Source organism: Pseudophaeobacter sp., from assembly GCF_048267565.1.
Taxonomy (GTDB): Bacteria; Pseudomonadota; Alphaproteobacteria; order Rhodobacterales; family Rhodobacteraceae; genus Pseudophaeobacter; species Pseudophaeobacter profundi.
On record NZ_JBLWXG010000007.1, the window covers coordinates 180,004 to 193,485 of the forward strand.

At 54.1% G+C, this 13,482-nt stretch carries 13 protein-coding genes and 1 tRNA gene; 6 read left to right on the forward strand and 8 right to left on the reverse strand.

What is annotated here, in order from left to right:
* Nucleotides 1-33: 33 nt before the first annotated feature.
* Nucleotides 34-522, reverse strand: coding sequence for a DUF2244 domain-containing protein (locus tag ACN0VH_RS15685; protein ID WP_417701141.1), 489 nt, complete (start codon nt 520-522; stop codon nt 34-36).
* 156 nt (nt 523-678) lie between these two features.
* Nucleotides 679-2,352, reverse strand: a complete 1,674-nt coding sequence (locus ACN0VH_RS15690; RefSeq protein ID WP_278921283.1) for a cytochrome c oxidase subunit I — start codon at nt 2,350-2,352, stop codon at nt 679-681.
* Nucleotides 2,353-2,671: 319 nt separating this feature from the next.
* Between ACN0VH_RS15690 and ACN0VH_RS15695 the strand changes: the two genes are divergently transcribed.
* Nucleotides 2,672-3,097, forward strand: a complete 426-nt coding sequence (locus ACN0VH_RS15695; protein ID WP_417701143.1) for an HIT family protein — start codon at nt 2,672-2,674, stop codon at nt 3,095-3,097.
* 72 nt (nt 3,098-3,169) lie between these two features.
* On the opposite strand, the gene lipB is transcribed toward ACN0VH_RS15695, so the two are convergent.
* Nucleotides 3,170-3,829 (reverse strand): lipoyl(octanoyl) transferase LipB, encoded by a 660-nt coding sequence (gene lipB / locus ACN0VH_RS15700; RefSeq protein ID WP_278921281.1) that lies wholly within the window; start codon nt 3,827-3,829, stop codon nt 3,170-3,172.
* 126 nt (nt 3,830-3,955) lie between these two features.
* Here lipB and ACN0VH_RS15705 point away from each other — a divergent pair, with 126 nt between their 5' ends.
* The 4 genes from ACN0VH_RS15705 to ACN0VH_RS15720 all read left to right on the forward strand — a co-directional run bounded on the left by ACN0VH_RS15705 (nt 3,956) and on the right by ACN0VH_RS15720 (nt 9,243).
* Nucleotides 3,956-5,617, forward strand: a complete 1,662-nt coding sequence (locus ACN0VH_RS15705) for a peptidoglycan-binding domain-containing protein (protein ID WP_417701145.1) — start codon at nt 3,956-3,958, stop codon at nt 5,615-5,617.
* Nucleotides 5,618-5,769: 152 nt separating this feature from the next.
* A tRNA-Leu gene (locus tag ACN0VH_RS15710) sits at nt 5,770-5,856 on the forward strand.
* A 141-nt stretch (nt 5,857-5,997) separates the two neighbouring features.
* Entirely contained in the window at nt 5,998-6,960 is a 963-nt protein-coding gene (locus tag ACN0VH_RS15715; RefSeq protein WP_417701147.1) for a tyrosine-type recombinase/integrase, read from the forward strand.
* 306 nt (nt 6,961-7,266) lie between these two features.
* Nucleotides 7,267-9,243, forward strand: a complete 1,977-nt coding sequence (locus ACN0VH_RS15720) for a hypothetical protein (RefSeq protein WP_417701149.1) — start codon at nt 7,267-7,269, stop codon at nt 9,241-9,243.
* A gap of 455 nt (nt 9,244-9,698) precedes the next feature.
* Here ACN0VH_RS15720 and ACN0VH_RS15725 read toward each other — a convergent pair whose 3' ends face one another.
* Complete coding sequence (locus ACN0VH_RS15725) at nt 9,699-10,400, reverse strand: DUF2971 domain-containing protein (RefSeq protein ID WP_417701151.1); 702 nt, start codon at nt 10,398-10,400, stop codon at nt 9,699-9,701.
* A 935-nt stretch (nt 10,401-11,335) separates the two neighbouring features.
* Between ACN0VH_RS15725 and ACN0VH_RS15730 the strand changes: the two genes are divergently transcribed.
* Nucleotides 11,336-12,007, forward strand: coding sequence for an AP2/ERF family transcription factor (locus ACN0VH_RS15730; RefSeq protein WP_417701153.1), 672 nt, complete (start codon nt 11,336-11,338; stop codon nt 12,005-12,007).
* A 188-nt stretch (nt 12,008-12,195) separates the two neighbouring features.
* On the opposite strand, the gene ACN0VH_RS15735 is transcribed toward ACN0VH_RS15730, so the two are convergent.
* The 4 genes from ACN0VH_RS15735 to ACN0VH_RS15750 form a co-directional block, all read right to left on the reverse strand.
* Entirely contained in the window at nt 12,196-12,426 is a 231-nt protein-coding gene (locus ACN0VH_RS15735; protein WP_417701155.1) for a DNA-binding protein, read from the reverse strand.
* Nucleotides 12,427-12,446: 20 nt separating this feature from the next.
* Entirely contained in the window at nt 12,447-12,647 is a 201-nt protein-coding gene (locus ACN0VH_RS15740) for a hypothetical protein (protein WP_417701156.1), read from the reverse strand.
* Between the two features lie 27 nt (nt 12,648-12,674).
* Entirely contained in the window at nt 12,675-12,947 is a 273-nt protein-coding gene (locus ACN0VH_RS15745; RefSeq protein WP_417701158.1) for an ASCH domain-containing protein, read from the reverse strand.
* On the reverse strand, nt 12,944-13,482 hold a 539-nt coding region (locus ACN0VH_RS15750; protein ID WP_417701160.1), incomplete at its 5' end, for a hypothetical protein. The genes ACN0VH_RS15745 and ACN0VH_RS15750, both read right to left, overlap by 4 nt.

Consider the following 13,482-nt stretch of genomic DNA (forward strand, 5'->3'; position numbering starts at 1 on the left):
ACGGACAACCGTCTTCTGCTTGCAGTTTCGCTGTCAAAAAACGCCTACAAGCTCGTCATAGAGCGCCTTGCGCTCATCCTCAGACAAGAACGCGCCTATTTCCACTTCGCGGTGGCCACCGCGCAGCGTGACATAGTTGGGCACGGGGCCATCCGTGGGGTGTAGTTCCACCGTTACCCAATAGCGGTTGCAGTGCCAGCTTTGCTGGGTGCCATCCGAATTGCGCCGCGCCAGCCGGGCCTCGGCGGTGTCTATTGTCAGGACTTCGATAACCTGCGCATCGCGCCGGTTGCGGTCCAGTGCATATTTCAGGCCAAACAGCGCCAGCAGCAAAAACGGCAGCAGCCCCCAAAAGACTGCGGACCCGGCAAAGACCAGCAGTGGCAGGGCGATCAGCAGCGCGGTCATTCCAATGAAGCGTACGTAGCCTTTTGGCGGCAGCGATTGATGCGGCCACAGATGCATTTCGCAGGGAGACTTGGGGTCTGGTGCGGAGGGTGGGGTGATCCAGGAATAGGGCATGGGTGGTCTTTGGCAATGGGCGGCGGTGGGGGAGCTTTGGGTATTTAGATATGTTGGAGACAGCTTTTCAAGCGGTCAAATCGGCACGCGTTCCCGGAAATGAAAAAGGCCCCGAAGCTGCTGCTGCGGGGCCTTTTGTTTAGCGAACACTAAACCTTAGTGAGAGTGGGATTTGTCCCAGTCTTCCTGCTTTGGCAGGATCTCGAAGGTGTGCTCTGGTGGGGGGCAGGGCAGGGTCCATTCGAGAGTGTCGGCGTATTCATTCCAGTAGTTGTTCTGGGTGATACGTGCGCCGCGCAGCAGCGAGTAGATCATCACACCAAAGAACAGAATGAAGGATGCAAAGGACAGGAAGGCGCCATAGGACGAGATCTTGTTCCAGTAGGCAAAGCCTTCGGGATAGTCGATGTAACGACGTGGCATGCCCTGACGACCCAGGAAGTGCTGGGGGAAGAAGGTCAGGTTGGCGCCGATGAAGAACATCCAGAAGTGAATCTGTGCGCCCAGCTCGTTGTACTGACGGCCAGTCATCTTGCCAAAGTAGAAGTAGATACCCGAGAAGATCGCGAAAACAGCACCCAAGCTCATGACGTAGTGGAAGTGTGCAACCACGTAGTATGTGTCATGATAGGCACGGTCCACAGCGGCCTGGCTCAGCACCACCCCGGTGACACCACCAACGGTGAACAGGAAGAGGAAGCCGAAGGCAAACATCATTGGTGCTTTGAACGAGATGGAACCGCCCCACATGGTGGCAATCCAGGAAAACACCTTAACGCCGGTGGGAACCGCGATCACCATGGTGGCCAGCATGAAATAGGCCTGTTGGTTCAGCGACATGCCAACGGTGTACATGTGGTGCGCCCAGACAACAAAGCCCAGAACGCCAATGGCGATGATCGCCCAGACCATGGGCAGATAGCCAAAGACGGGCTTGCGCGCGAAGGTGGCGATCACGTGGCTGATAATACCAAAGCCTGGCAGGATCACGATGTAGACTTCGGGATGCCCAAAGAACCACAGAATGTGCTGGTACAGGATCGGATCGCCGCCGCCGGCCGGATCAAAGAAGGTGAAGCCAAAGTTGCGGTCCATCAGCAGCATGGTGATTGCGCCAGCCAGAACAGGCAGGGACAGCAGGATCAGCCAAGAGGTGACAAAGATCGACCAGCTGAACAGTGGCACCTTGAACAGGGTCATGCCGGGGGCACGCATGTTCAGGAAGGTGGTGATCATGTTGATCGCGCCCAGGATCGAAGAGGCGCCAGATACGTGCACCGCAAAGATCGCCAGATCCATCGAATAGCCGCCTTCATTGACGGACAGAGGTGGGTACAGAACCCAGCCCACACCAGACCCCAGCTGATCGTTGCCGCCAGGCGACAGAACAGAGGCAACCGCCAGCGAAGTACCGGCGACATAGAGCCAGAAGCTGAGGTTGTTCATCCGGGGGAAGGCCATGTCAGGCGCGCCGATCTGCAGTGGCATGAAGTAGTTGCCAAAGCCGCCGAACAGCGCTGGGATCACCACAAAGAACATCATCAAGATGCCGTGGGCGGTGATCAACACGTTCCAAAGGTGACCGTTCGGGGTACATTCGCTGGAAGCGTCCGCAACAAAACGGGCACCTTCTGCACACATGTACTGAACGCCGGGATCCATCAGTTCCAACCGCATATAAACGGTGAACCCGACAGAGATGAAACCAACAATCGCCGAAACGATCAGGTAGAGAATGCCGATATCCTTATGGTTCGTGCTCATGAACCAGCGGGTGAAAAAACCGCGCTCGTCTTCGTGGCCGTGACCATGAATGGCTGCGTCTGCCATTAGGTGCCTCCTGTTGCATAACTTTCGGCCCCAGGAAACACTCCGGGTGGCCATAGACTCATATGCGGTTTTAGTGTGCCGTGTTGTGGCCTTCAATGGCGGAGTTTGATCTGGATCAAGAATAATTGTCGCGGGGACTTGTTTTTTTCAGCCTTTTAGCCAAATTCTGTGGCCCCATCCCAGATTGGTCGCGCTCAGGGCGTTTGGGGCAGGTTACCCAGGACATGGGGCGCGGCGCTGACCGGGCGGCGCAAGACTTGACCCGCAGGCGCAAACCCGCAAAACCATGGCATGACCTAGCAATCAAGGAGCGCCCGTGATGACGGCCTATGACCCAGACAACATCTTTGCCAAGCTCTTGCGCGGGGAGATACCGGCAGAACGTGTTTATGAAGACGACGAAACACTGGCCTTCATGGATATCATGCCGCGGGCCGATGGGCATCTGCTGGTGATCCCCAAGACCCCCTGCCGCAATGTGCTGGATGCCAGTCCGGAACAGCTGGCGGCGGTGATGGCGACGGTGCAAAAGCTGAGCCAGGCCGTCATGCGCGCTTTTTCAGCCGACGGGGTGACGTTGCAGCAGTTCAACGAAGCGGCGGGCGGGCAGGAGGTCTTCCATCTTCATTTCCACATTCTGCCACGCCACGAAGGCGACAGGCTGCGCCCGCCCGGAAAGATGGCCGAGCGTGAAGTGATCGCCGCCCATGCCGCCCAAATCCGCGCCGCCTTGGCCGATGCATAGCAGCGGCGCGTAAATTCCTCGGCAGGCGCGGTCAGATCCCTGATGGCGCTTGCCCGAGTTCAGGCAATTTGTTCAGGCGATTTCCGCGGCAAAAACATCGAGAAAGCTGCGCTTCAGCGCCACATCAACATCTTCCAGGGTGACCGGCAGCCCAAGATCCACCAGGCTGGTGACGCCGTGTTCCTGGATGCCGCAGGGCACGATGCCGCCAAAATGCGCCAGATCGGGTTCGACATTGATCGAAATCCCGTGAAAGCTCACCCATTTGCGCAGGCGGATGCCGATGGCGGCGATCTTGTCCTCGCTCAGGCTGCCATCCGCCTGCCGTGGCTTGTCGGGGCGTTCCACCCAGACGCCAACACGCCCTTCGCGGATATGACCGGTGAGGCTGAATTCAGCCAGTGCCCCGATCACCCAGGTCTCTAGCTCCTGCACAAAACGGCGCACGTCATGGCCGCGTTTGGCAACGTTCAACATGACATAGACCACCCGTTGGCCCGGTCCGTGATAGGTGTATTGACCGCCGCGTTTGGAGGCATAGACCGGAAAACGATCGGGATCGGTCAGATCCTCGATCTTTGCCGAGGTGCCGGCGGTATAAAGCGGCGGATGTTCCAGCAGCCAGATGCATTCGTCGGCCGCGCCTGCAGCGATCTTTGCGGCCCGGTCTTCCATGAAGGAAATAGCCGTCTCATAGTCGACCAGACTGTCGGAGGTGATCCATTCAACCATAAAATGCTGTCCTATTTGGTTACGATCGGGAAACCCTGACCTCAGATTGCTGGCGAAATAACTAGGTTCACAAGGGCAAACCGGGTATTCTGATTCCATTCATGAGATCTATAAGGGGTGAGTGGCATGTTATCAAAGTCACTGAAGACGGCGTTGGCCGCATCAATTGTTTTTACATCCGGCGCAGGTTCTGTATCTGCTGACAACCTGGGCGCGGCCCTTGTGGGGGGGCTGATTGGCGGTGCCATTGTAAATGAGGTCCAGCGCAACAACCGCAACAATCGCACCACGCGGCGCAGCACGTCGAGCACCTATTCCGCGGCGCGGGAGCAAAACCGTGAAACCCAGACCTCGCTCAACTATTTTGGCTTTCCTGCGGGCACGCCCGATGGGGTCATGGGGCGCAAGTCGCGCACCGCAGTTGGGCAGTATCAGGCCTTTATGGGCTTTCCCACAACCGGCAAACTGTCTCCTTATGAGCGCGATTTCCTAGTCTCGTCCTATAGTCGCGCGCAGATTGGCGGGCCACAGGTCATCAAGGCGATGCAGGGCAATCAAGGCGTGCGCGGTCTGCTGCATGTCTGGCGCGACGAGGCCGCAGGGGTGCGCAGCGCCGGGCTGAGCTATAGCGGATCGGGATACGGCGGCATGCCCATCGAGGTGAGCCAGGCGGTGGATGAGATCGCCGCGAGTGCCGAACCCAGTGCCGAACAGCTGTTGCAGCGCTCTGGCTTCATGCATCTGGCCGATCTGAACGGCGATGGCAAAAACGACTACATGATTGATACCTCTGTCTCGGGCAGTTCCTTTTGGTGTGGGGCAACGCACTGTTCAGTCATGGTCTTTGCTTCGACGCCTCAGGGCTATCAGCGCAATGACTTCATGGCACGTGGTGTCACCACGGCGAGTTTCTCTTGTCATCAGGGCGTCTGCCGGATGAACGAAGATACCCAGATGGCCAGCGCTGCCGCCCCGGCGGCCCCAGCGCCAGGTGGCACCGTGATGGCCGCGGCCCCCGCACCGGTTGCGGTTGCGACCGCCCCCGCGCCAGCTCCGGCGCAGCCGCTTGCGGGCATCCAGCTCTTTGCCGCCCCGGCGGCGCCCGCCGCGACCCTGTCGCTGGCCAGCCATTGCAGCAAGCTCAGCCTGCTCACCGGGTCTAATGGCGGCTACATGACGGCGGCGACCATGACAGACCCCGAAGTGGCCCTGGGAGAGCAGTTCTGCCTGGCCCGGTCTTATGCAATCAATACCGGTGAAGGCATGGTCGCCAAGCTGGGCGGGGTCACCCAGGCGCAGGTCGATAGCCAATGTGATGCCTTTGGGCCTGCGGTGCAGCCCTTCCTGGCCAAGCTTGGCACGTCTTCGAGCCAGGCTCTGGTTGGTGAGGTGCAGAAGTTCGTGCTGCAATCCAACATGTCGATTGAGCAGTTGGCCAATACTGCCGGGATCTGCATGTTCTCTGGCTATCGCCGCGACAATATGGAGGTCGCGCTTGGGGCGGCCCTGATCATGGTTGGCATCGGTCAGCGCCCCTATGCAGAACTGCTAGGCCATCATTTGTCGCAGGGGTTTGGGGTGGCGAAATCCACAGCCCAGGCGCAGGATTGGTACGGGCTGGCGCTCACCGCGCTTGAGGCGGGTGCCGAGCCGGTGTTTGCTCCGGGTCAGCCTGAACGCTCCGGATTGATCAAGGCGGCCTCTGCTGGCCTGAGCGGCGGCGCTATGGTGAAGCCAGTCCCCGCAGCAGCAAGCAGTTCGGCATTGCCAACCTTTTCTTCCGACTGAGGTTCTCGGAAGATCTGATACGATAAATCAACGGTCGGCTGTCTTGTCCGGCCGTTGATTTTTCTTTTCGCCAAAACTTGCACAAAGGTTGAATTAGCCTCTTCACATCTGGGTGCTGCTCGTCTAATACGCCCTCACCAAGCCTAGACAGTGCGGTCGTGGCGGAATTGGTAGACGCGCAGCGTTGAGGTCGCTGTGGGGTAACACCCGTGGAAGTTCGAGTCTTCTCGACCGCACCAACATCTAAACCGATATGAACGGTTTTGAACGTTTTTCCTTACAAAATAAGAGCTTTGTAGATTTGGCGGCATTGGTTGGCTGGCCATGATGTGCAGGAATGTGTATTCGTTTACGCATATTTTCCGCACGGTGCGTAATTCATGGCGTCTATTCGTAAGCTAAAATCAGGATACCGGGCCGAGGTTGCCCGCAATGGTATCCGAAAGTCAAAGGTATTTCTGACAAAGCAAGAGGCCAAAGATTGGGCTGCTCGGGCGGAATATGAGATACTGCACGGCGATAAGATCGCTGCCAAGCTGACATTGGGTGAGGTGTTCAACCGCTATGCGCGCGAGGTGTCGCCATCGAAACGCGGTCACAGGTGGGAAGTCATCAGGCTGGAGAAGTTTGGGCGAGACCCTATTGCCAAAATTCGCCTGGAGGAACTGTCTGCGAAGGATTTTGCCAAGTGGCGAGACCTGCGGCTGCAGGAGGTCGCCCCGGCCAGCGTCATTCGGGAAATGCAGCTCATGTCCTCGGTTCTGACTGTCGCGCGGCGCGATTGGGAGCTGATTTCAATAAACCCCATCAGCGATGTCCGTAAGCCCTCCAAGCCTCAGCCGCGTGATCGATTGCCGACCTCTGCGGAGATTGAGGCAATGCAAATTAGTGCGGGGGAGGATTTGAGCAAAGCCACGGCGCGGGCCTTTCATGCGTTTAAGTTCGCAATGGAAAGCGCCATGCGTGCTGGCGAGATTGCGGGGCTGGAATGGGATCGGGTGGACCTGGAGCGGCGGGTGGCTCTTTTGGTGCATACCAAGAACGGCAGGCCTCGCGAGGTGCCGTTGTCGACCAGGGCTGTTGAGCTGCTAAGGGCGTTGCCGGATCTTGATCCGGTGTTTGGCCTTTCATCGCGTCAATTAGATGTCTTGTTTCGAAAGCTGAGGGATCGGGCGGCGGTCTCGGGCTTGACGTTTCATGATTCCCGTCATGCCGCCATTACTGCACTGTCAACCAAGCTAGATGTGCTAGCGCTTGCCCGAATGGTGGGGCACACGGATTTGCGGCAGTTGCGGGTCTATTACAATGAAAGCGCCGAAGAGCTGGCCAAGCGCCTGGATTAGGTGCCAAAAGTTTTGTCACCTATGTCGGCTGTGCGCAGGAAGCAGACTTAGCGAAGCAGTGTTATCAGTCTTACAGAAGACGCTCACTCAGTCGGCCCACGTCACGTTGCAGCTTCTCCTGATGCGCCGTTGGCGGCCATGAAACCCATGAAATCAGAGGAGCGTGGAATTTGCGCTTTGTTGTTGCCTGGGCGTAGAAGGTGTGAGACGCACGGTAGTTGTGGAACTGAAAGCACAACCTTAGTATCTCCGAGCAAAGGTTAGCCTGCAACTTATCCAGATCTTGTTCTTGGGAAGGTCAATACATTGAGCGATTTTAGTAAATTTGATCCACTGCAAGTTGCTGTTGAAGAGGTCGATGAGGGTCGGCAGCTTTTGCGAACCAAAAGATCGATCCACGCGATTCTTCATTCCTATGTCAGTTGGTATGATCCCTTTGCCGAGCTAGTTCAGAATGCTCTGGATTCCGTGGATAATAGAGCGCGGAGCGGAGAAAAATTCACAAAAAGAGTCTCGATTGTCGTAGATCAACAATCAAATCAGATCGCTGTTTCTGACAATGGAGTCGGCTTGGATGAAATGGCCTTCAAACGTTTCTTGGCTCCTAATGAATCTTTCAAGGATGGGGGCGAGCGAGGCAGTAAAGGTGTAGGTGCAACCTTCCTCGCTTATGGGTACAATTACATTCGGATCCACAGTAAGACCAAACATTTTTCGGCAAGCGGAGAAATGGAAAACGCGAGGCGTTGGCTCCACTCGACCAGCACAGCCTCAAACCCACAAGTTTTCCCATGCACTCAATCATCAATTGATCCATTTTTTGAGAGCTTTGACAGTGGCGTTTCAATTAACATTCGGTTTGACAAAGATACCAAACCCTCAAACCTTAGCTGGCCGCAAATAAAAAGTGCAGCAGCCTGGCTGAAGGTCCTCAAAGTCAAAACGGCACTGGGGGCGATTGATAGTGACCCAGAAGTCGAAATATCGCTTAGGCTAATTACGTTTGAAGGAAAAGTAGACGTTGTTGAAGAGGTTGGGACCGGATATCTGGCGCCGCACAAACTGATGAAGCGCGTGTTGTCATATGGCGACATCATTGAGCAAGTTGAAAAACTTGCGAAGTCCAAAGGAGCCGGTGTCACGCTTCCCGCGAAGTTAAAGAACCTGGAAGCCGTATTCGTCGATTGGGATAGGGATGCCATTTTGGAGAACCTACCCAAGTTGGATCCCGACCAGAAAGACTTCATCAGGCAACATAATGCGAGAATTATTGCGTCATATATGTATGGAGCGGGCGTCTGGGATAAGCTGGCCAAAGAAATAGGGTACAGGCGGAACGCCGGAGTTCTCGGGCCAGGTATTCAGATGGCAACAGACAACATGCCCCAAGGTGAATTGATCCAAATTCCTTTGACCCGCTACACAGGTCGGCAAAATCAAGCTCACGTTCTTGTTCACTTCACGGAATGTGTCGTCGACTACGGCCGGAAAGGATTCGACAAAGATTTTGTCGACATTGCCAAAGTGTTGGCTACAAGCGTTGTCCAAGACACTTTCTCTAAGGTGCGCGACTGCCTCCGAACAGAAGATGTGAAAGCGAAATCTCTTTTACTTGGTGACAAAGTCGCAAATTGGAAGAAGGGGCTTGAGCAAAGGGAAAACGAAGCGCCACTCATTCTCCAGAATGAGAACTTCTTCCTGCCGATAAACGAGATTTCTGTAACTTCTGAACCTTCACGAGAACAGGACGTGATAGCGTTGTTCAATCAGCTCGTCGCTGGAGGTGTGATACGCGGCATAAAGATCGTCGGAACGCATGAGATGATGACTTATGACGGCGCCTACCGTATTCGAGTTGGCCCCAACTACGATGACCACACCTACGATGAAGAAACGAACCCTCTGGGGGTGCATGCAACCAGTTTAGACGAATTTAGAGAAGTCAAACCAGAAGGCTTCGTTTCAACAGAATTAAAAGTGTTAGAGTACAAATACTCTATCAATGGCCTAATAACCGACATGACTACTGGAGATAAGAAGGCTGCCGACATTGACCTGCTCGTCGCTTGGGAAGCAGGTACAGAGTATACCAAGTATTTTGAGCTTAGATCGTATCTATTGGAAGATGGTAGGGAAAACCGGGAATACCACGGTGTAACTCACGGCCTTTTTGATGAGCATGGGCACCACGTTATGGATGCTATTCTTCTGAAGGATTTGATCTCCTACCTGAACGATCCTATTGAAGAGGCGAAACACCAGTCGGAGTATGAAGAAGTTTAACTCGGGTGCTGGTGTAATACGAGCAACCAGAAGTGCTTTCCTCGACGAAAACAGAAATCATCAACATCAGTTCGCATTCGGAATGAAGGTTAGCTTACATCCCAAGGTGCAGATAGTGCATGTCCTTGCCGGGCTGTCTGCGTAAAGGTCTCGGTCCATCCCCGCGACCCGGTCGAAGGTCGGGTTTGGGCTGACAGCAGTCATCCGCAAACAAGATGGATTTGCGCCGCCCAGGCAGACTGCTGGCAACGATGGCTGTGCCAAGAAAGCAACCTTTGCAAAGTCTGTCTCTTGGCCTGGGATCTCAGCCTGCGACTGCTTCGACGCAGCGTGAAAAGCGGTCATTGATAGAGGGGGGGGGGATATACTCATGAGAACCAGCTATCATGCTGGATTCTTTAAGTAAATTCCCAAACCAAATCACGCAACAGAGCTACCGCCACCTCGTTACTACCCTAACCTTTTCTAGGTTCGTTTACCCCACTATCAAGAGCTGCCCTATACGCCTCATTTCTTGTCAGATGCGCGGGAGACAAAGAAAGCCCATAATTAATTCGAAAGGCAATGGTGCGAAATGCGGGGATATTGTTTGCATCACATAATTTTCGAATTTTTGCAACTCGATCATCGCTCGCGAGGGGGCCAATGATTACCTTTGTCAAACAATACCCCGGAAACACAGAATACCAATTAGAATCGGAAATATCCTCTCTATAGTTTAATAAAGCCCTCCATTCACTCTCCCCCGCCCAGTGTGTTGATTTTTTGAAAAATGAATTATTAATGAATTCTGTGAATGATGTTCCGTTATTTTGGGGTGAGTGTTCATATGTATCAAAATGAAGGGCTAATATGTCTTCCAAATCATACAAGAAGGGGGTTGTCTCGTATTTTACTTTGTTTAGCTTTATATGGTAATGAGACATTACCATACCACCAATCAATGGCCGTTCGAGTTCATCACTTCGTGTGAATTCAAGGCACGCGCCTGAGTGCCCGTTAGCGTAATGATTCCACATGGCAATATTTTGCCAATCCTCCACGAAGCAAGCACAAGCAATCTGACTGCTAAGGGACGCCATCAACCTCTCTATGTATATATTTATTGCTTCCAGTTCTTCGCCGCGATCAACGCGCCTCTTTAATTCAATATACATTTCCCTGTCCACCTCAGAACAGTAACCTCGATTCATGTATTTCTCTATAAGTGGAATGGCGGGGCGTTTGAATATGGGTGCATTGCGGGAACGCAGTCATATGGGTCATTAAATTTCGATGGATCGCTAAATCTAACCATTCCCAACTTTGCAGCCTCCAGTTCCTCTTTGATGTATTCTTCACGTGCAAACCCTCGAAACCTGAACAATTTCTCGGGAAGAGGGGGTAAATTACTCGTTGGCTGCACAATTATTCGCCCTGGTCTCATTGGAGGTCTCATTTTACACTCACCTTTTATTAATATCGATAAATTTACGCCATTCCCAAGGCTTAAATTGACTAAATACGTCCCCCCCCATACTGATACAACCTATAAAAATGTAGTTTTGGCGGGCTTGATGCACAAGTTTCCGATTTCCATCGTCCTGAAAGGGCGACAGTCCCTTACTGCCAGAACTGCCTTCGCAGACCCGGAAAGGACTGAAGAAAGTCCTATGTCTCGACTATGAACTAGGTGCGACGCTCAGCCAATGGCGCAGGGAGATCATGTTGTCTTTGCAACCAGGCCGAAATTGGGCGTGAAGCGTAACAACGTGGGTTCAAGGCCGGTCCCTTTTTGCTCGTCACGCCGGGGGCACCGGCGTTGGATGGTCGGCACCCTGCTGTCGTCCAGTGCCAGCCCGGCCGAGATCCGCTTCCTACGCCTTGGCAGTTGGTTCGCTTTGGGCTGACAGCCGTCATAAGGCGGCGGAGGGTGCTTCTGGCTTTGCTTCGACACCGTTGCTGCAAGTCTGCTTCGAGCCCTTTCTGTCGATTTTTTGTCTTCCAACTAATGACTGCTATCACGGCAGGGGCTACGGTGATTAATCGACCCACCAGCTACCCAGCCAAACTGTGCTGACGGTGGCCTCCCTTTCGCTAGGAGTTGCATGCGATGACGCATCAATCGAACAAAAACGCGATCAGTTCCCTGAAATCAGATGTTTATAAAATCACTCAATGCTTGGATCCTAGTGAGTTCGAACTGGTTTATACCTCGCGCGACCTGCAAGTAATCATCGACCCTAAGCATAAGAACAAGGTTTCTAAGTATCGATGGTATGCGGTTATCGCTGGAGGTGATCATATATATGCGACGGCCAACATTGCCGGAAAACGAGTTTCTCTTCAGCGTTTCGTCAGGTGGCTGGAACAACCAGCGCTTAGTCTTGATGAAATTAAACATATCAGTTTTATGAACAAGGTAACATTCGACTGCAGGGCGTCCAATCTTACTCTGAGTGCAAGTCGGCGAGCGGTTATGCAAAACAGGCGCCCTAAACGCAACACGTCATCGAAGTTCAAAGGCGTCATAAGGGTTGTGCGCCCAAACGGGGGAGTTGTTTGGAAAACACAAATAAAGGGACATCTTGGTTCCATGAGCGTTGGAACTTTTGAGAATGAGAAAGACGCCGCCGTTCATTATGACGCTGCTGCCTATGTTCTGTTTCATGACACTGGTTACTACAACTTCCCAGAAACTACCCCAAACCTTGAAGCACTGGACCATGTGATGATGAAGATCGAAAAGCGCAAACGTCGCATTGCCCGATCAGAACAACCTTGAAAGCTGCCGTGCCCACTAAGGAGTGATCAGTACAGTGTTAGACCTGACAGCAAGTATTGAAATCGATAATTTCACGGTTTTGCGCCTGCAGCAGGGCCTTCGCTGTGCCTTGCATGAATTCCTGCTCCGGGCTGGCCATAGCCATTCATCTGTGGCGGGCATGGAATTGTGAAGGATAGGACCAGCACCTAGCTATCGAGGTTTTTGACCAGACCCTTGTTGCGTTCCAGTTTTCCATCTCTGACCCAGCGGCGGACTGTCGCTTCTGACTTTCCCGCCTTTTGGGCGTATTCTGCGACTGTGATCCACTTAGCCGGCGGACTGATATTGGACGATAGGAGTAGCATCTTGATCTCGGTCAGTTCATCCTGGAGACGTGAAAGGGCGTCAGCGTCTACGGCAATTAGTTGCTGTGTCATTTTGGCCTCCGGTAATTGGCTTAGGTGCGTTCAAGGCGCTGCGCGCCGCAGGTGAGGGCGAAATAGGCTTCTTCTCCCGTCTCATCGTGAACAACGTCGCAGCGGTTTTTGCCGTTGCAGGATTTCACGGTCACGGTGTCGCCTAGCTGTGCAAAGCCTGGTGCGCCCATTCCAGTTATGCGGAGCTTATCGCCTGTTTTTGTCTCTGAGAAATCAATCATGTTGGCCTCCATTTAATAGGTGTGGTTTCAGTTCACTCGGATCGCATAGACTTCGACCGGATCGGGACCGAAATGCGGGTGCGTGATGGTGGTTTTGCGATAGCCAAGCCAGGGGCGCTTGATCCGGCGGCTGGCATCGTCCTTGGGCGGGTAGCCTTTGGTCAGCTCAATATCGAAGTATGACCGGCCCTCTAGGCGCTTTGCCCAGTAGGCGCTTGCTTCCCGGTATTCCTCGACCTTTTCGCCACTCTTGATCTGGTCAAAGTAGAGGCCCTTCATGGGGAGGTGCAGGGTACTCATGCGGCCTGCTCCATACGTGCGGCGTGGCTGCCCCACTGGTCAGCCATCGCGGCGGCGATGCCAGGGAAGAACTTGCTGCGCAGCTTCCAGCGCTCTGCGCCTGGGCTCGCCTTGTGAACAGTGTCCCGGGACGTTGAACCATCGAGGGTGCCGGTAGCTGCCAGAGGCGGCAGGTTGCGCAACCAGAAACAGGTTCTCTTGCGCTCATTGTCGGGGCCGTTTGGGTCTGTCGCAAACTGCCAGGGCTGCACCGTCTGCGCTGGGCGCTGATAGTTCTGGATCCGCTCTTTTGCATGTTTATGCATGACCGGGTTTTCAACTGCGACACAGGGAATGTGAGGCACGTTCCAGACAGCAGAGAATAGCGCGGCGCCATCATCCAGTTCGGACCACATGTCCTGCAGGCTGCGGCCCGTAGGAGCCTTGGACAGCCACCGCACGCCACTATTGCAGAGCCGGGTGCAAGGCGGGTGCATAACGGCCATTAGATCCCAATCCCCCTGCATCACGTCGAGAATGTCGCCCTGAATGTGGC